Annotated in this window: 22 protein-coding genes; all 22 read right to left on the reverse strand. The window is 53.8% G+C overall.

Annotation, left to right across the window (positions count from 1 at the left end; genetic code table 11):
• Position 1: 1 nt before the first annotated feature.
• Positions 2-394 carry a hypothetical protein gene (locus FY034_RS07200; RefSeq protein ID WP_265554757.1) on the reverse strand — a complete coding sequence of 131 codons (393 nt, stop codon included), beginning with the start codon at positions 392-394 and terminating at the stop codon, positions 2-4.
• On the reverse strand, positions 391-3,360 hold the full coding sequence (locus tag FY034_RS07205) for a tape measure protein (protein ID WP_265554758.1): 2,970 nt from the start codon (positions 3,358-3,360) through the stop codon (positions 391-393). The genes FY034_RS07200 and FY034_RS07205 overlap by 4 nt, the downstream gene beginning before the upstream one ends.
• 112 nt (positions 3,361-3,472) lie before the next feature.
• Positions 3,473-3,829 carry a hypothetical protein gene (locus FY034_RS07210; RefSeq protein ID WP_265554759.1) on the reverse strand — a complete coding sequence of 119 codons (357 nt, stop codon included), beginning with the start codon at positions 3,827-3,829 and terminating at the stop codon, positions 3,473-3,475.
• 13 nt (positions 3,830-3,842) lie between these two features.
• Positions 3,843-4,205 (reverse strand): hypothetical protein, encoded by a 363-nt coding sequence (locus tag FY034_RS07215; RefSeq protein ID WP_265554761.1) that lies wholly within the window; start codon positions 4,203-4,205, stop codon positions 3,843-3,845.
• Positions 4,206-4,382: a hypothetical protein gene (locus FY034_RS07220; protein ID WP_265554763.1), complete on the reverse strand. Its 177-nt coding sequence runs from the start codon at positions 4,380-4,382 to the stop codon at positions 4,206-4,208.
• A 124-nt stretch (positions 4,383-4,506) separates the two neighbouring features.
• The gene (locus tag FY034_RS07225; protein ID WP_265554765.1) at positions 4,507-5,025 is read right to left on the reverse strand and encodes a glycoside hydrolase family 108 protein; all 519 of its coding nucleotides are present in this window, start codon (positions 5,023-5,025) and stop codon (positions 4,507-4,509) included.
• The gene (locus tag FY034_RS07230; protein ID WP_265554766.1) at positions 5,025-5,363 is read right to left on the reverse strand and encodes a hypothetical protein; all 339 of its coding nucleotides are present in this window, start codon (positions 5,361-5,363) and stop codon (positions 5,025-5,027) included. Before FY034_RS07230 ends, FY034_RS07225 begins: the two co-directional genes overlap by 1 nt.
• Before the next feature lie 297 nt (positions 5,364-5,660).
• Positions 5,661-6,053: a hypothetical protein gene (locus FY034_RS07235; RefSeq protein WP_265554767.1), complete on the reverse strand. Its 393-nt coding sequence runs from the start codon at positions 6,051-6,053 to the stop codon at positions 5,661-5,663.
• The gene (locus FY034_RS07240; protein ID WP_265554769.1) at positions 6,053-7,189 is read right to left on the reverse strand and encodes a hypothetical protein; all 1,137 of its coding nucleotides are present in this window, start codon (positions 7,187-7,189) and stop codon (positions 6,053-6,055) included. Before FY034_RS07240 ends, FY034_RS07235 begins: the two co-directional genes overlap by 1 nt.
• Positions 7,190-7,198: 9 nt before the next feature.
• Positions 7,199-8,242, reverse strand: a complete 1,044-nt coding sequence (locus tag FY034_RS07245) for a hypothetical protein (protein WP_265554771.1) — start codon at positions 8,240-8,242, stop codon at positions 7,199-7,201.
• Positions 8,239-8,655, reverse strand: a complete 417-nt coding sequence (locus FY034_RS07250; RefSeq protein ID WP_265554772.1) for a hypothetical protein — start codon at positions 8,653-8,655, stop codon at positions 8,239-8,241. The genes FY034_RS07245 and FY034_RS07250 overlap by 4 nt, the downstream gene beginning before the upstream one ends.
• A 75-nt stretch (positions 8,656-8,730) precedes the next feature.
• A complete protein-coding gene (locus tag FY034_RS07255; RefSeq protein ID WP_265554774.1) occupies positions 8,731-8,949 on the reverse strand; it encodes a hypothetical protein in 219 nt (72 codons plus the stop codon).
• A gap of 137 nt (positions 8,950-9,086) precedes the next feature.
• Complete coding sequence (locus FY034_RS07260) at positions 9,087-9,857, reverse strand: hypothetical protein (protein WP_265554776.1); 771 nt, start codon at positions 9,855-9,857, stop codon at positions 9,087-9,089.
• A 40-nt stretch (positions 9,858-9,897) separates the two neighbouring features.
• Positions 9,898-10,344, reverse strand: coding sequence for a hypothetical protein (locus FY034_RS07265; protein WP_265554778.1), 447 nt, complete (start codon positions 10,342-10,344; stop codon positions 9,898-9,900).
• Positions 10,341-10,649 carry a hypothetical protein gene (locus FY034_RS07270; RefSeq protein WP_265554780.1) on the reverse strand — a complete coding sequence of 103 codons (309 nt, stop codon included), beginning with the start codon at positions 10,647-10,649 and terminating at the stop codon, positions 10,341-10,343. The genes FY034_RS07265 and FY034_RS07270 overlap by 4 nt, the downstream gene beginning before the upstream one ends.
• Complete coding sequence (locus tag FY034_RS07275) at positions 10,646-10,930, reverse strand: hypothetical protein (RefSeq protein WP_265554781.1); 285 nt, start codon at positions 10,928-10,930, stop codon at positions 10,646-10,648. Before FY034_RS07275 ends, FY034_RS07270 begins: the two co-directional genes overlap by 4 nt.
• A 55-nt stretch (positions 10,931-10,985) precedes the next feature.
• Positions 10,986-12,950, reverse strand: a complete 1,965-nt coding sequence (locus tag FY034_RS07280) for a head maturation protease, ClpP-related (protein ID WP_265554783.1) — start codon at positions 12,948-12,950, stop codon at positions 10,986-10,988.
• Positions 12,951-12,952: 2 nt separating this feature from the next.
• The gene (locus tag FY034_RS07285) at positions 12,953-14,482 is read right to left on the reverse strand and encodes a phage portal protein (protein WP_265554785.1); all 1,530 of its coding nucleotides are present in this window, start codon (positions 14,480-14,482) and stop codon (positions 12,953-12,955) included.
• The gene (locus tag FY034_RS07290; protein ID WP_265554787.1) at positions 14,475-15,041 is read right to left on the reverse strand and encodes a hypothetical protein; all 567 of its coding nucleotides are present in this window, start codon (positions 15,039-15,041) and stop codon (positions 14,475-14,477) included. The genes FY034_RS07285 and FY034_RS07290 overlap by 8 nt, the downstream gene beginning before the upstream one ends.
• A 100-nt stretch (positions 15,042-15,141) precedes the next feature.
• The gene (locus tag FY034_RS07295; protein ID WP_265554789.1) at positions 15,142-15,357 is read right to left on the reverse strand and encodes a helix-turn-helix domain-containing protein; all 216 of its coding nucleotides are present in this window, start codon (positions 15,355-15,357) and stop codon (positions 15,142-15,144) included.
• A 1-nt stretch (position 15,358) separates the two neighbouring features.
• Positions 15,359-17,260: a terminase gpA endonuclease subunit gene (locus FY034_RS07300; RefSeq protein ID WP_265554790.1), complete on the reverse strand. Its 1,902-nt coding sequence runs from the start codon at positions 17,258-17,260 to the stop codon at positions 15,359-15,361.
• A complete protein-coding gene (locus tag FY034_RS07305) occupies positions 17,257-17,928 on the reverse strand; it encodes a hypothetical protein (RefSeq protein WP_265554792.1) in 672 nt (223 codons plus the stop codon). Before FY034_RS07305 ends, FY034_RS07300 begins: the two co-directional genes overlap by 4 nt.

A 17,928-nucleotide genomic window follows, 5' to 3' on the forward strand; every position in this document is an offset into this window, starting at 1 on the left:
TCTATACCTCCATCAGTCTGATAATGACGTTGTTGTAGTAATCGGTATCTGCAGGGTTTGGGCGCTCAATCAGCGGTGTTGCCTCAATAGCTCCATCTTCATTGCGGAAACGGACAGCCTTGGTAGTGCCATTTGAAAGGGTAAGCGTCGCCGTGGTTCCGGCCACATTGGCCAGGGCCACCAGACTAAGTAGGGTGCTGCGGGTAAGCCAGCCAAAATCAACACCGCCCTTCAGATCAATCAGAGATCCTCCGGCTACCGGTTCTTCCCAGACAACCACGCCACCATTTAGCGTATTTTTAACTGTTGCCCGAATTGCACCTGCAGAAACATCGCCGGAAACCACCAGGCCCGGCAACTCTATGGCGTTCAAAAAAATGTTTGGGATGCTCATTGTGGCCTCGTCATCTTTAACCTCTGGTAGTGCCGGTTAAACTCATCAATAACATTTATGGGGGCCTGCACCTGCAGCGCCGGTCCGCCGGGCAGGGTCAGATCAATACTACCCATGGGGACAACATTGGGCTGAGTAGGGGCAGGGGCAGACCTTAACGCCTCCTGCAGCCGCTGGCCAGAGGTAGACAGCGGAGCGTTAATGGCGGCCAGCAGGTTATCACCCCAGAAACCGGCGGCCTTGTTATTGATGACCCATTCATCACGGGCCAGTATGGCGCTCACAGAATCCCGCAGGGGTGAACCGTTGGTGACCTTCCCGCCCGCAAAGAAGCCCTCTGTTGCACCCCCGGTGTTGCTGTAACTCGCCTCACCAGAGGCACCCACGGTCTTGATGTAGATGGTTTTTGTGGCATCCTTGGTCAGTGCATCAATCTCAGACTTAACGGCTGTCAGGGCACCCTGATCCATGTTAACGGCAAGGTTCTTCGGGTCCAGCTTCATGTTCTGGATTTCCTGCAACTTAGCCAAGGCGTCCTGGTTTTCTTTCTTCTGTGATTCGAGAATCTGCACACGCAGGGCTTCAACTTCGCTTAGGGCACGGGTAGCGTTTGCTACACCCTCCTGAAGAGCGGCCTGTTTTTCCAGTTCTGTGTTGCCGGTAGCCTGCTTATCAGCAAGCCTGCCAGCCAGTTCTTCAGCCTGTTTTGCATACTTTGTTGCAGTTTCGGCATCTTTTGCCGCCAGAGCAGCACGGCTGGCGCTTACGGCCTCATCATACCGTTTCTGGTTGTCAGCATACTTCTGGCTGTCGGTCATGCTCTTTTGCTGAATATCCCTTATTTTATCCTGAAAAGAGGCCCGGACATCCTTGATCTGCTGATCAATGGCCTTGATGTTGTTTGCATAGGTCTTGTAGGCAGAGAGGCTGGCAGACAGATATTCTTTGTGGGATGCGTCCTGGTCTTTCAGCAGCTTCTTGTAGTCGTCACCCTGTTTGCCGTAAATGCCCACATAGGCGTCAGTTACGCCTTTTTTCGCATCATATTGGGCCTTGGCAGCGGCAACGGTAAGCTCTGTAATCCGACGCTCACCCTGGGCGGTGGTCATTTCGTTCTTGGCAACCTTTTCCTGTACCAGCAGGGTTTCAAGGGCCAGCTCATCTTTAAGGCTATCTAACCGGCGTGATTTCGCAGCAGCCTGGATGATTTCAGAATCACGCAGGTGCTGGGCCTCTATCTGCTGCAGCTTCTGGTTTTTGATGATCTCATAGCTGGCCTCTTCAATATCATCCTTGGCAGCGGCCTTTTTCTGATTCCAGAAATCAATGGTGGCCTTCTTGCGCTCTTCATACTGCTTCAGCAGATCCGCCGTCAGCTGCGCTTCGGCATCGCCGGTCTGCTTGGCAAATTCGACATTGATCTTGGCCAGGTCTTCACCGGCCTTTTTGGCGTTATCACGGCGGATCTTGCCGGCCTTCTCAGCTTCTTCCCTGGTCTGTACGGTTCCGGCCTGGGCAGCACCGGCAACATCCTTTTCAGCCTGCTTGGCAGCTGCAGACCAGTTGGTGTACTGCTCTCTGCGCTTTTTGATGGAAAGCTCTGTCATGGCGTCGATAGATGCAAATTGCTCTTTCAGATCGTCGCGGGCCTCTTTGCCGCCACCCATCAGTCCAATCAAGCCGCCGTTATCAACCAAGGCAGAAAACTTTTCAAACAGGGCGACAATCTCTATTTTGCCCAGCTGGGCATACAAGACCACTGACTTCAGCCTTTCAACCAATCCGGTCAAGGCCCCTAGTCCGTTGCCGTCAAAAGATTGGGCCAAGTAGGCCTTCAACTCAAACACTGCCGTATTGAACTTGTTTAGCTCTGCGCGCCCCTTGCTGGCAGCCTCTACAGCCGCCACACCATAGGTTTTGTGCATGGATTCAGCCAGCTTTGGTAAGGCATCATCAGCCAGCAGACTACCTTCAGTCTGCATCCTTAAAATCTCTGCGGTGCTGACCCCCAGCGCCTCGGCCAAAAGCTTGAAGATAGGAAGACCGGCCTCGTTAATGGCCTTCAAATCCTGCATTTCAAACTTGCCCTTCATGATACCCTGGTTTAACTGTGTCCATGCGTGCGCCTGTCCGTCTGCGCTCATTCTGACAGCGTTCATGCCCTCAGTAATGCCAATGAACATGGCGCGGCTCTGCTTGCCTTCATTGGCCGTGCCTTTTACGGCGGTCATGAAACTACCGTAAGATTTTGCTGTTTCAAGCAGATCCAGCCCAAGGCGGTTGGCTTCTATCCGGATAAACGACAGCTCTTCAGCAGCGGCCTGGTCACTGCCGGACATTACCTTTAATTTGCCCACAATGGCGTCAACCGCCATGCTGGCTTCAAAGGCTGCCTTGGTAAATGCAAAAACTCTATCAACGGAAAACGCTGCTGCCAGCCAGACCGCTACACCTTTTAAGCCGGTGGATATGCCACCGGTTGCTTCATTGGCCTTGCGCTTGTTATTATCCAGCGCACCATCAATCTTTTGCAGCTGGTCTTTCAGCGCAATTTCTGCACGGCGGATCTCATCAGCAGAGGCAACACCGCTTTTCTTGATGGCTTCAAACGCGGCTACCAGACGGGCTTTTTCTGCTGATATATCCAGGGCAGATTTAATGCCCAGATCTTTGAATGACCCCCCCAGCCGGTCAGAACTTACATCTTTACCCAGCTTGGCAATTTCCTTGTTGGCATCGTTTACAGCCTTGGCAGTGGCGGCCTTAACATCATCCATGGCCCGCTGCCAGGTGGTTTGAACAGAGAACTGCTCATCATCCATAGAGTGGAACAGGCCGCTGACAGCAGAGGCTGTTTTCTTGCCTGCCTGCTCAACCTGCAAAAACTGTGATTCAACCTGTTTCAGATCGGCAGACAGCAGGTTTTCAGCTTCTATGGTAACTTTTACGGTCGGGTTGTTACCCATTTTTTCCAGTCCTCATCTTTAGCAAACTGGCCGTACCGGACGGCGGTGGATTGATCCTTGATGTCACGCTGTTCCATCCTGGCCACTTCATCACAGGCCCAGCCAAACTCTTCTATGGTGTAGTCCCAGGCCCCAGAGTGTCCGCGCTGAATGATTCGGCAGACAGACCTGAAAAGGTCTTCTCTATGATTTGGTTCTTTAGCCCCCGCAGCTCTTTGAACAGGGGCTTTTCTACAAAAGGGTTGGCTTTTCTGAATGCCTCCATAATCTCTGCTTCGTTGCCTTCCAGCAGCAGGGCCGGGTCACAGTCTGCAGACAGCAGCACCAGGGGGAAATCAGACTCAAACGCCATGTACAGCGGGCGCAGATCGTCAGCCAGCTCTGGCATGGCGGCAAGATCATAGGCCTGGCGAATGGTCAGAGATTTAAAAACAACGACAGTGCCGTTAATGGTTACGGTTGGTTTCATTTTGGCCTCTTGTTTATTTTACTTTTGCCCCAGAATCTAAAACAACGTCGGTCACTGTTTTAGTTTCTGGCAGGCTTCCGCTTTTTCCAGAATCCGCGCCAGGGCTTCGTCCTGTATCAGCCAGCCCGGCCAGGGCGCTGATTCGTTCTGTTGTAACTTCACTGCCTGGTTGCCCTGCAGTATCACTCTGTTCTGTGAGCAGGCGGTCAATACGATCATTAACAGCATCAGCATTGCCGTCAGCAATTTCAGTACGGCCCTGTTGTGTCGTTTCATCTGCAGCCTCCTGGTCGCGTTTGGGCTGGTTGGACTGCCACTGCTTCAGCATCAGCAGAATAATGCCCAGCAGCGAAGCAATGGCAGCGCCCCATTCCATTTACTGTTGCACCGTCCCGCCGGTTACGCTGGCATCTTTGGCAAAAATGCCCATCAGCACCGGACCCAGAATGGCCAGAATTTGGCCAATGGTTTTCAGGATGGCGTCATCAGTCTGAGACAGGCCCATACCACAGGCGGTGATTGCTCCGAACAGCGTTGTTTTCCAAGATTTCATGGTGTTGCTCCTTTCGGTTGTTTGGCAAAATGCTTTGCCATGAAGCGGGTACATTTACCGCAGTTGATGCACTCCGGCGGGGTGTCGGGGTGGTAAGCCTTTATTTCGTGGCAGTAGCGGAGAATCATGCCCGTGCCAGCCAGCCTTTTAAAAACTGCTTCTGGCTGGGGTTGCGCTCTGCCAGTCCGCGATAAAAAGCGCGGGCCTGTTCGCGGCAGGCCTCAAGCAGCCGTGTTGGGTCGGCAGTATTTACGGCAATGGTGGTCCTTGGGCCATAGTCGCCATCGGCGGTTACGCCTGCGGCTCGCTGCAGCAGTTTTACGGCCTGGCCTATACCCATGTTTACGGATTTGTCGAAAAGCCATTCTGCAATGCCCTGATCCTTTATTTCCGAAAAGTGGCGGGGCCAGAAGTTGGCCCGGTAAAAACCTGCCACACGGGATTGTAGTTCAGCATCTGCGGCCAGGCAGCGGGGGAAGTCAGGCTTTTTTTTGGCTGCATCAAGCAGTACCCAGCCGGGCCAACCGGGCCAGAAACGGCGAGCGATACCCCGGTAGGTTTCACCGCCACGGTCTGCCGGGTTATTGGCATAGCCGCCCTCATGCAACATGGTCTTTTCAAATGCGGGCTCAAATAGCGCCATTACTTAACCCCCTTGGTTGCTATTTCATGGATGCCATGCTTGGCCCCCAGTACCACCAGGGCCAGGATGCCTGAGACAATGGCCGATACCACCAGCCAACCAACCGCCATGGCGCCACGGTCCAGCACCTTGACCACCTTCTTGATGATGTTGACTTCATTTTCATCAAATCCCAGGGAACAGGACCGGCCTGATACTGCCTGGATGATTCTGGCAATGATCAACACATCATCCTTGGTAAGGTTGTTTTTACGGCGTTCACCGGATGAAGGCTCAAGGTCGTCCATGATGTCCTGCAGATCATCGAGATCTATTGACAGGGTGGTTTCTTCGCTCACCGTTTCCCCCTTTTGGTTAATGGGCAGCGCGGGCTTCGTGGTCTGCAGTCTTCCAGCGGGCAGGAGTCACATTCCGGGCCGGTCTGGATCGAGCGCATGTGAGGCGTTATGTTGCCTTTTTTGCTGGTGCGCTTTGTCATAGCTCTACCCCTGTCACGGTGATGGTTATTGCTGCCGGCAGCTTGGCCCCGGCTTGTAGCCGGTCCGGCTGGGCCGCCGATGCCGTTAGTTTTTGCGGCTGTTTCGCGCTGCCGTTGATTCTGTCCGGCAGAGTAGCTGTAAGGGTCAGGCAGGCCATCAGTGTGTTGACGTGCCTTCAACCTGGGCATTGCCAGCGACCGGGTTGATCACGATCTCTGTATTGCTTTTTGAGGTCAGTTTTACGTCGTACCAGTACATGTTTCTGACCAGGTCAGCGGCATCAGTGGCGCCCAAAAACAGCTTGATCCCGGCAGACGCAAAGGTCTGGCCATCGATATCCACGTCAACAATACTGGCCTCAAAGCTGAAAGCCGGGTCAACATCATCAGCGTCCAGGCGGGCATCACAGGCAACATCATAATCAGACAGGTTGGCGGGCTGTCCATCGGCTCCGGTGATGGCGATTACCGCTTCAAAGGTTCTCCCGATGTACAGGGCACCGTAGGCGTCTGTGTCATCAGTAAAGTGTATGAGTGTTGGGCCTTGCATCAGTAGCGCCTCCGCACGGTGGTTTTGTAGTTGTCGGCCAGAAACTGGTTGCGGCTGACTTTGACGGTGTAACAGACATGCAGCAAGTCTGTCGGTTTTGGTATTTCGTAATACTGCCAGGTTGATACCGGTTTCCCGATGGCACCCATCAGGGCCAGTGGCCTGCAGGTGATGACCAGATCAAAGCCCGGTTCTGCTACTGCTGCAGCCGTTGCCGTTGGGTTGCAGACTATGGTCAGGCCTGATACTGGTTGCCCTATGGCCCCGGCCTGGGCTACCGGCACAACGGTTATTGCCAGTTGAGCTGCCGGTGTGGCCACGCTGGTCACCCCTACAACAGCCACCACCTTGCAGGTGATGTCGGTGGCCATGGCCGCAGCTACACAACCGGCAGTGCCGATCTCTTCCCGGGTAACAGCCTCGTAGTAGAAGGCATAATCAGCTGCCCTGGCTTCGCCAACCGCACCAACCAGGGCAGGTGGCGTGACGTGGCAGGTGATTTCTGCTGCCGGACTGCCCACGGCCACGATCTGGGCATCAACCACATCCTGGAAGGATGCAGCAGAGAATGGCATGGCAACTGCCGCCATTTGGCCGGTGACTGCCACGCTGCAAATGATGTCTGTGGCTGCGGGTCCCGCGACACAACCGGCGGTGCCAACAATACGGGCAGCACGGGTGTAGGTTGCTGCCGGTGCGGCCACGGCTGACATCTGGCCGGTTTTGCCAACTGAAACGAACCAGGTTGAAAAAGAGCTGATAACGGCCTTGCCGGATACGGCTGGTACTGCCTTGCAGGTTACAATGCTGGCCGGTGCTGCTATGGTTGGCAGCAGTACAGCTGGTGCTGCTTTGCAGGTGATGCTGGCTGCCGGTGCTGCTACGGCCCCGGCTGTTGAGTACCGGATCTGAATCTGTACCGGTATCCAGGTATAACTACTGGCAGGCGCTGCAACTGCCTGCATGGTACCGGTTGCCGAGTAGCGCTGGACCGATATGGTGACCAGATCGGAAAACTGGTCTACTTCAAGGTAATTGCCGGGTTCATCAACAAGGTAATCACCGTTTTCATCTACCAGCAGCTTTGCACCGCTACAGACAGCCCCGGCGGTACCGACATAGCTGATGCTGGCCATGATTACCCCTTACTGCGCCGTGGTAAACGTCCAGCGGCAGGTTGATCCTGTGTCTGATGTCCCTGCAGCGCAGGTGGTCAGGCCTATGCTTTTTACGATGTCGCAGGTGTAGGTGGTAAGGTGCGAGGCATCGTAGCTTTTGTGGTAGATCATACTGTCCAGCGTATAGGTCAGGCTGTTGGTGGTCAGGTAATCGCCAGGGGTTGTATCGTTTACCCAACCGCTGCCGTTGTAGTAGCTGGATGAGCAGGTAAAAGATCCGGCACCGGCAGTCAGCAGGGCATGGGTGCTGAAGGTGGTTGACGGTACGGCGGTGAAGGCCCCCCCGTCAGTACCGGTGACTCCGGTGGCACCGGCTGCCGGCACAACGCTGCTGATTCCCAGGGTGGCAGTAGTAAAGGTACTCTGGCAGACGCCGGACACATCAGCCATAGTGGTGCCGCAGCTGCTGCTGGTTTCGCCATCGGTCTGCAGGATGCTGTTTTTAACCACCTTCAGGGTGTAGGTGGTGCCATAGGCCAGGGTGGCCGGTATATTCCACGTAGCGCCATCAGCACCCATAACGGGTGCTGTGCTGTTGCCCTGGATGTACATAGTGGATAAAGATAGACTGACGCCCTTGTTAAAGGTAACTGCCGGGTAAACAATGATTGATTGAGCAGTGGCGCCGTTGGCAGGCGCAACTGAAGAGACAGCCAATGGAACAGGCGTGGAACCAAGTACAAGTTGCCCGGCAATAACCACAGTGCCGGAAGCATTTATGTACATTTTGATTAATCCGTCTTTGTCTTTAACCTCAAATTTGCGCTCATAAGCACCGGCAGTGGGGGCAGGCTGCACACCAATAACCTGTGAAGACGGTAACTTGATGGCATCAATGACATCTGTCTTCAGGTTTGGTCCGGTAATAGTCTTTAAGACAGATCCATCGTATACCGACACTTTAGCGGTATCAGGCAGGGTGGTTATGGCCGGTTTTTCCCACGGATTGACTGTTGCAGCCAGGGCCTGCACCGGCAGCAGCAGAGCTATGACCAGCAGCAGCCGGATCATGTTGGTGTACCGTTGCCCAGGGCATACTTGGGGGTAAAGGTCATTTGGTCGCCGTTGTTGGCCGGGGTGAATGGCGTGCCAAAGGTCTCTTCAAATAGCAGGGTTGTACCGGACAGAACCTGATAACCACGGATGGTGGCACCAGAGGTAAGCGCACCGGTAAAGGTCCAGGTTTGGGCCGCCCAGGTTGCAACCGGTATGCCGCTTTCAAGCGCTACTGTGGCGTTGTTTGAGAGGGTCTTGTCTGCATATCCGCCACCAGCAGCCACGGTGTGGGTGGTGTTGATATCACCATCTGCCGGGGCGTTGGCATCGGTAAACAGCTGCAGGGTAAAGCTGGTGGTTTTGGCGGTTGAGCTGAACAACACGCTCAGCAGATTCAGCCCGCCGACATCGGGTAATTTTGTTGCCATGATAGTTACCTCTCGCTGCGTCATCACGACGCTGCATTAGATAGTTACTGCCCTGTCTCACGACGGTCAGGTGTATCAATAAATTTTTATATCCATTTGGCCTTTAAACCCAGTTATGGTGATTGAATCACCAATAGATGGGGTATGTTTAAAAGTGTCATAACATATAGTTTCGCCATCTAATTTATAATTTATAACAGTCCCAGAGGCGGTAAATTTTAATTCAATTGAGTCAAATTTAATGTCAATACCACTGGATATTCTTTCAAGGCCTGTTTTTGTTAGTATATTCATATAATTTTACCTTGTGACATTAAGTAACAAACTATCGTTTACTCCTGGCGGGTGTTCTCCCGCAAAGGATGGTTGCAATCAATACTTGTGCGCGGGGATGATCGGGATCATCCCCGCTGGCCTGCATTGGTTACTGGTTAGGATTCAATGTCAATATTGACGTACTTGCTACGGGTAGTAGCGGTGTTGTCAATCAGGCACTTGCCATCGATGTCCATCTTGTTCGGGTCATCAGCAATGAGTGCCAGGCTCTTGAGTACGCTGGTGGATACACGGCGGAGCGTGTATTTGCGCTTTTTATTGCTCTGGGCGGTGTCAATACCGTCGAAAACGAGGCGGTAATAACCCTTGGCCTCGGTAAAGGCATCAACAGCGGATTGCGCTCCGTAGCTGTAGGACACCTTCACGGGAACGCCGTCACCGGTATCGAGCAACTCAATTGCACCACCCGTAACTGGCTCGATTGAGTTGTCATTTGAGATATAGTCGTCACCGACTACATAGGTGGTAAGCCCGTCAGGTGATTTGACAACCACGCTGCTGATATCGATGTTGTTGGTGTAACTTTCCAACCCCGAGAAGAGCGTAATTGATTCATCCGTGATAGATCCGGCAGCCTTGGCAACTACCGCGGCACGCATGAACAGTGCGAAGTTTTCAGGCGTGAATGAAGACAGGCTGGCCTTGAATTCGGCTCCCAGCTGTTTGGTGAATTCGGCATCCAACCCGCGGGCACCGCTTGAATGCTCGTATACGTCGGTGACCTCTTCAGTCAGGTCGATAGATGCCGAGGAAACGTCACCCAGATGGAAAAAGCCTGTGGGTGCGCCAAGTTCGTTCAGCTTTGAGATCATCAGCCGCCCTTGCTGCATTGAATATTGAGTTTGGGCAATTCTTCCTTGTGCCATTGTTTTGCCTCCTGGCGGGTGTTCTCCCGCAAAGTAAGGGTTAAAGGTTGAGGGCTGCTATTTCTGCGGCCTTGTTTTGGATGGTTTGCTTGCCTCTGGGTACGGCAATGATTGCGGTGTCTCGCACCCAGCCGGCCAGGTGTTCAATCGGCTCGACACCGGCAAAGGTGTATTTCTGGCCGATAGGGGATGTTTCGTCCTGCATGGCAATCTTTACCGTGGCTGCCATGTTGGCCGCACGGGTAAAGCTGTTTGCCACCAGCACTACGCCAAACAGGGCGGTTTCGTGACCGGTTTCGCTGGCGGTTGATTTCAGGTACCTGACGGCGTAGCAGCCGTGCGGATGATCTTTTTCCAGCTTCTGGTCAGTCAGATCATCGGGGCGATCCGGCCAGGCAATGACGCTGGCCTTGTGCTTTGCCGGCAGCAGGTTGACTAGGGTGGTTACCATGTGCTGCACGATATCGCTGTAGGTTACGGTGCTCACTGTTCAGCCCCCAGGATGATTTTGACAAAACCGGCATTGGGTGGTGATACCCACAAGACCGGGCGGGTGATACCGGTTGACTGTACGGTGGCGGTCCAGTCTGTGTTGACTCCAGCGGCGGCTGCTACTGCTACTTCAATGCTGTGTTCTTCCACTGGGCCTTCGCCAGTTAACACGCTGCCGGGCTCGTTGATGTCTGAGACGATACCGGTGACCGTGCGGCGGGTTGCACGGTACTGCAGGGTGATGGGCTGGCCAAAGTCAGCCAGCGATATGCTGGCTATTTCAGAGCCTGGGATGCTCACCCTTCAAGCTCTGCAGCACGGGCTTCATAGGCTGCTACAATCTCAGTGTCTGTCTCTTCAGCACTTACCAGCTCGTTAAGCACCTCAACAGACTCGGCAATGGCGATACTGGCCAACAGGGCTGCCTTGTTCATGTCAACGGCACCAGAAACTGCAATCGGTGCAATCCGGCCTTGGCGCAGGTACAGTTCGGCCAGTTTTGGATCAAGTTCAATTTCTTGGCTTGGGAATACATCTTTTCCTCTACCAAGGCAGAATCCGCGCAATACTTTGTATTTCATGGTCATACTCCTTATGGCAGGGCGGCCCGGCTACAGGCCGCCCACTTCAGGTTAATTAGGCTATTTTGGCTCCAGTGGCCTTGCAGAAGGATTCAGGACGGCGGATACCGATATCAACCATCTGGAAGGAAGTGATTTGAATCAATCCCTGTTGAACCAACGTATAAGGATCAACCAGCAGTTCGATACCAGCCCACATGCCGATCAGCATGTCTGCCCAGTTGCCCAGGATAAGGCCATGTTCATCAGTTCCGGTGCCCAGATTGGCCTTGATCTGGTTACTGGACATTGCCTTATAACCGGCCATGATGCCTTCCATGGCGTTTCCGTCCCAGATCCAGCGGGCACCAGCAGTGGCGCTTTCAAGGGTCTGGCGCATCTTTCCGGCCATACCAGAGGTGGTAACAAAGCCCATGTTGCTGATCAGGGCATTGTCTTTGTTGATTTCAGTTTCCATATCCACCAGCTTGCCAAAGGTTGGCACGCCACCCATGGCAACAGCATTGATACCAGCGGCGGCATAGATACCGGTGGGGTCATTGGCAGTGCCATCGGCGTGGATACCGGATTGGTCCCAGGCCAGGGCATGGACCATTCCGATATCGGTACGGACAATACCTTCGACATCAGGAGTGGACTGCACTAACAGCTGGCGGGATACTGCGCCGGTTGCCTGCAGAGTCTTGGGACTCATGGTCATGGTACCAAAGGTAACGTTTGAGCCACCAACATCGCTGCCTGGATTTTCACCAACCCAGTGAGCCGTGTGAGAGCCGGTGAGTTTTGGGAAAGTGATGGGACCGCGCAGGTCAGTGAGGGTTTTGGCGCCCATACGGGTCAGAACTGATACCTTTCTGAGAATGTCGATCAGTTCACCGTACTCGGTGAAAACAACTTCAGATCCAGTGCCTGATCCACCGGTTGTCAGGGCGGTGTTTTGTACACGCATAGGCATTAAGATTCCACCCTTAGCCTGATAGTTTTGGGGCAGGCGCTTGGCGATATCTTGGTGGATTTCATACTCAAAACCAGATGCTGCGCGGCCTTCGCGAATATCAATGGCAGCTACCAGGGCTTTCTGATAGCTGTAGTTCTTGGCCTGTTTGCCCATGTCAATCAGTGCCGGGGCTTCTGCAGCAGGGGTGGCTAGTGCGCCGGATGCGTGCAGATCAAGGATTTGGCGACCAACCTGGTCAGGGGTGAAACCGGCCTGGATAAAACCGGCGGCACGGTCGGCACAGTGGTTCTGTGCGCACATTGCTGCAATTTCTGCAGCTTCGCTCTGGTGGTTACGTTCCCCGGCAGCCGGGGTTCCAACAGCTACGTTAGGCATTGGAGCCTCCTTTATTTCGGCCTGTGGGGCCGTTTGTGGTTTCTCTGCCGGAGCAGAGGTAATGCTTGCGGAAATGGCCGGGGCTTTTTTAAAGCCCATAGCCTTGAAATCGAATCCAGCCAGGGCGGCAAGCTTTAGTTCTGTACCGATTTCATCGACGAAGCCAAAGGCCTGGGCCTCTTCTGCGCTCATCCAGGTTTCAGCATCCATTAAAGCTATGATCCCTTCATCAGACAGGCCGCACTTTTCTCGGTAGACAGAGACGATGGTGTCGCGCACCTTGTCCAGCAGGTCGGCATACTTGCGCATTTCATCGGCGCTGCCCTGTGCCAGCCCCCAAGGGTTGTGGATCATATAGAGGGAGTTGGGTGCCATGATTACGGTGTCACCAGCCAGGGCAATTACCGAGGCGATTGAGGCGGCAATGCCGTCAACGTAGGTGGTGACGCAGGCAGGGTGACGCTTAAGGGCGTTGTAGATGGCCTGACCATCAAATACCGAACCACCAGGGCTGTTAATATGCAGGTCTATCTGCCGGACGTTAAGGGCAGCTACTTCTTTACAGAAGTTCTTGGCGGTGACGCCTTCACCGGTCCACCAATCTTCACCGATCTGCTCATAGATGAAGATCTCAGCCGTGTCAGTTTCTGCCATGGCCTTGATTGAGTAGAATTTCTTTTCAGGCATGGTTATGCCTCCTTTTCTTCTGCAAGCAGCAGCCGTAGCGCGGCCATTAAGCGTTGATCACTGTTCTGCTGCTGGTTTTGTTGCGGAGCTTCACCCAGTGTGATACCGGCATCCTTGGTGATGGTGGCTTCGTCTGCCAGCTGCTCTACTATGGCTTCAAAATCTTCGCCCTGTTCGCCGAGGAATCCGGTACGGGAACCAAGCCCTTCTTTAATAGCCAGCACGGCAGCGGTGGCTTCTTTGAGAGGGTCTACCCACTTCCAGCCACGGGGGATTAAGCGGGCAGCCAGATACAGGGAGGCATCATGGGAGGGCAGGCGCAGGTTGCCGGAAAGCATTGCAGCAGGTACAAACCAGCCATGTACCGGTAATCTAAAGCGGTCTATCCACATTTGCTGGTGGCACTGCCAGGAATCGCGCTCTATCAGCAGGCCTGAACGCATGCTGGAGAAGTTGACGCCTTCAAGGTCATTAGCCAGGGCGTTGTATGAGACCTGTACGCCGGAAGAGACCCAGCGCTTGTTTTCTTTGGTGAATTCTCCGAAGTTTATGGTTGGCTTGCTGGGGTCGAATTCCTGCATTTCAAGCCCTGGGGGGAGGGTAAGACCACCACCGGGGTTTAGTTCTATGCTGAAGTTTTGCGCTACAGGGTTGCCGCTTGAATCGGTGCCGTACAGATCGGCATTAGTGTGCTTGAATAGCGGCATGGAGCAGGCAGCGGTACGGGCAGCTACCAGTGTTGCTTCTACATAGCCATCCAGAATATTAAGTGGCAGGGCAACAGAGTTAAGCCAGGTAATGCCCCGGCTTTGGTTGATCCGCTCTGGATCATAGAGGTGAATAATTTCAGATGCCGGTATACGGATGTGTTTGCCCTGTGAACGTGCCCCATTGATATCCTGCTGGGCAGAATCCAGCACGTAGATGGCAACAGCAGCACCCCATTCATCAACCTCAATACCCAACCTGATTTCATTTTCGCCTTTGGCACCACGGGCACGGTTAAGCTGATGATCAACCAGGTCTGCATCAATCATCTGCAGGGCCATGCCGTACTTAAAACGACTACCCAGCACGCGGCGGACAAAGGCCTCACCATCAACAGCCATAGTGCGGATAAGCAGTTGTTCACCCTGTACGCCGGACAGCCGGCCATCTACCCAGGGAGAACGCCAGAAATCAGCAAAAGCGGCCTCAATGGCGCTGTTGGTAGATTTATCAAGATCGCCTGTAGCATTGCGGACCTGGCACTGCAGGCGCATACCTTTTGGTCCTATGACGTTTTGCTCAAGCAGTTGCAGGTACTGGCGCACCAAAGGATTATTGAGTGCCAGCTTGCGGGAGGTGTTACGGGTGGCGCTGATCTTGTTGCGCAGATCCCAATCAAGTGAACCGGCACCCTTTAACGGGCTTTCGATCCACTCTTTAAGGATCTGATAGGATTCTGTGCCAGGGACAATACCGGAGTTGCGCACACGGCGCAGACCCACTGCAGAAAGAGCGCGGTTAACCATGCGACTAAGCTTACCCATTGGTACACCTCACAGTAAGGCGCAGTTGCGGGCAGAGTTTGCCGGGGTTCTGTTCACGCCAGACAGCCAGGGTATAATGCTGCAGCAGGGGGAGCAGTTGCTCTGTAGTTAAGGACTTAAGTTTACGGGTAGATCCAGCGGTGGTGACTTCATACTCTGCATCAGAGCGGGAGGCGCGGCCTTCAAGTACGGCGTTAATAGCATCCAGTGCCCGGCGTGCCTGTGTGCGGGTGTCAGTTGCAGCGGTGGCTGCTGACAGATCGGGCAAAATCTGAATGGTACGGGTGTCAAGGGTATAGCGGTCTGTGTTGTTGGTGACCATGCGCTGCATGGTGTAGGTACCGGATGCCCAGGCAGCAGAAGTTACAGCGGTGATCTGTACCAGGTGATCATCACCATCGGCTGTTGACTGAATATCAATCTTGCCGCTTGCTGACAGCAGCCGGTATTTAAGATACCAGCCAGCAGACGCCGGATAATCAGCCAGGCTGATCTTCCAGCGGATGGAATCACCGGCCTGTAGCTGCTGCGGTTCGGTTGTGGGAATGATTACGCTCATGGTGAACAGAGCGTGCAACATACTGGGTGTAAAAGCAGGTGGGGTTTTTCGGCTTTTTCGGGTTTTTCGACTTATTCGACTTTTTCACTGCATGTACAAGCTATGCGTTCTCGTATTCATCTGGCTTTACGTTGCCTTGCTGGATAAAAACTTCCACACTTTTCCGAGTGAATTTGAGGCCGGTTTTACCCACAATATGGCCAGGGCACCAGGCCTGCAAAGAGGTTTTACCTGACAACCACCAGTTGCGGACGGTACGGGTGCTTACACCAAGTTTTTGCGCTACCTGACCAATCGAAAGATAGGGTGTTGCCATGTTATCGCCTCCATCCGCGTACAAACCCGCCTGGCGGGCCTGATGCTGTCTGTTTTTGTGGTTCTTTGGGTTCCGCTGCCGACTTGAGTGCCGCTATCTGGGCCTTGATATCCACCCGTAGGGACATGAGCGCGGCAAGGGCGTACTGGCGTTTATCAATAGCCTCGTTGGCAAGATTGGCCTTTTTCTTTTGCCAGACCTGTACCGGTCTGCCATTTGTTTTCTGGGCCACCTGGTGTTCTGCCTGCATCTGTTCGTACCAGGTCTTGTCATAGGTATCTGGCAGGTGACAGTAGCCTGGTCCGGGCTGGGCAATATCAAAGTAGCCGAACATGGTGGTTTTGAGTTTGTTGCCGCCCAGGATGAATACTTCGGCCTTGGTGCTTCCGATCCGCTGCTTGGTTGGGCCCAGCACCTCTGGAGCCTCTGCCGACGATGCGCCCTTGACGCTGTAAATATTGCGCGGCTTACGTGGAGCAGTGAATTTGTAGACGTGACTGGAACAGTAGCCAGAGTCCACAAAGGTTCTAGATAGCCCGATTTCTACCCCGCTTTCATGCTTCCAGCGTTTTGATAGGTAGGTATCAAGCTGGGCCCAGACATCAGGCAGGCGAGGATCGCCATAGAATACCTGATTTTCAATACCCCATGATTCATTGCCTACGCCCCAGGCCACTACCTCGATCTCGATCCGGTTGATCTGTACGTCTGCACCTGCAGTGAGTATGCCGGCGTTCATGGGCACTTCTGCCGGGTAGACCTCTGCACGATCAGCCAGGGCCTCAAGTTCTGGTGCATGGGTGCTATTGACACGATAGCTTACCCCGGCAAAGCGGTTGTTCCATTTACGCAGTTTTTCTTCATCACCCTGGGCCTCTAACCAGCTGGCAACGACTTCAGACAGGCTGACATAGGGGGAGAGCCAAGCAGGGAAGTGGAAGTAGACCGACTGGGGGCGCTCGATCTCTTCGCCATCGGTTGGTTTCCAGCCGGTTTTCATACTGGCAAGCACGGCTTTATCGCGCTTGTAGTCATTCCAGCGGCTGGGGCAGTGTTCGCACTGGTACCAAGCCGATCGGTTGCGGCGGATGGCTTTGGGATCTGCTTCTGTCTGTCCTTGAAGGTTGACTTGCCCTGGCCAGCCAAACCGATCAAAGATCATTACCTGTTCTTTGCCACAATCAGGACATTTGGCGAAAAACTCCAGCATGACATCGCAGGCTTCAGCCTCTACCATGAGGGGATCACGGTTTTCCGGATCATCGGTGTCTATGCCAGGGGATGACCATATCCAGAGTTTGAAAGTGTCCTGGTGAACGGTGGTGCGGCCTTTCGCGTCTTCGATGTTGCCGCGCACTTTGTATTTACTGATCTCATCCAGCAGGACCACACGGTATGATTCAGACGATACGGACATTTCAGAGCTGGACCAGCCGATATCAATGGTGAAACCATGGGACAGGCTGATGCTGTAGATACTGGTGTCGTCCGGGTTGCTGCTTTTGATGCTGGCCAGGGCTGGTGATTGATCAATCATCGGCTGCAGGCGCTTTTTGCTGAGTTTTTTGACGCTGCGCTCATCAGCCATGACTATCAGGGCCGTGTCGGCAGTGTACTGGGCTTCGCGTAGCATGAGGCCGTAGAAGATCAGAGTGCCGCCGACCTGTATACCTTTGGCCAGTACCAGTGTGCGCACCCAGGGTAGGGTAGCCCAGTGCAGTATCCCCCACATAGCCGGATTGTTGCTGTTGCGGTAGAGACCCTTGCGGGATCCGATCGGAACGTTGATGTTGCGCTCAAACCATTCCGGACCAGGTAGACGCTTACGCTTTCGGAATACCTTGATTTCAGCAGGTCGGAAGCGGATAAATTCTTTTGGCTGTTCTGCAACAGCAGGCATCATGCCTCTATCCCTCCATCCCTTGCGTATCGGTCGCGGATATCAGCAAGCGTGTCTTCATACTCCTGCCGCAGTTCAGGTACCAGGGCGGTGATTCGCTGGTGAATCTCTTCAGGTAAGCCAAGATCACCGATACGGTTGATGATTTGATTAATTACGTTAGGCCCCTGATTTTCAATGTCTGACCATACGGCAAACCATAATTTTGCATCCCGAGCTTCTTCTTCTGCTGCGTCAATGAGCTGGCCACGACGCTCTTGCAGTTTGAGTTCTGCCAGTTGGGCCTGAAAGCGCTTGAGCTGTTCACCACCGTCTTCACTGTTCTGTTGCGGTTCACTGTTCTTAAGTTCCAGCCGTACGGCGTTGGCGTAGTAGTCCAGATCCTTGGCAGAATAAACACCGTCTTTGCGTGGTACTTTGCCGGCCTGGACATCGGCAGAGAGTTTGCTTTTCTCAATCTTGTAGGTGCGCTGCAGGTAGAGCAGGGCAGCGGTCTGGGTTTTGAACTTTTCACCAGCAGGGTCACCAGCCTGGGCAGAGTTGTAGTCATCCACGGCCTTGCGGGCCTTTTCCACGGTGCTGATGTTGGCAGCAGTGGGGTTGGCCTTGGCGGTGGCAATGGCAGCATCAAGGATGGCCTGCAGGTCTGTGGCGTGGTTGGTGGCGGTCAT

The sequence above is a fragment of the Trichlorobacter lovleyi genome (assembly GCF_015239775.1).
Taxonomy (GTDB): Bacteria; Desulfobacterota; Desulfuromonadia; order Geobacterales; family Pseudopelobacteraceae; genus Trichlorobacter; species Trichlorobacter lovleyi_B.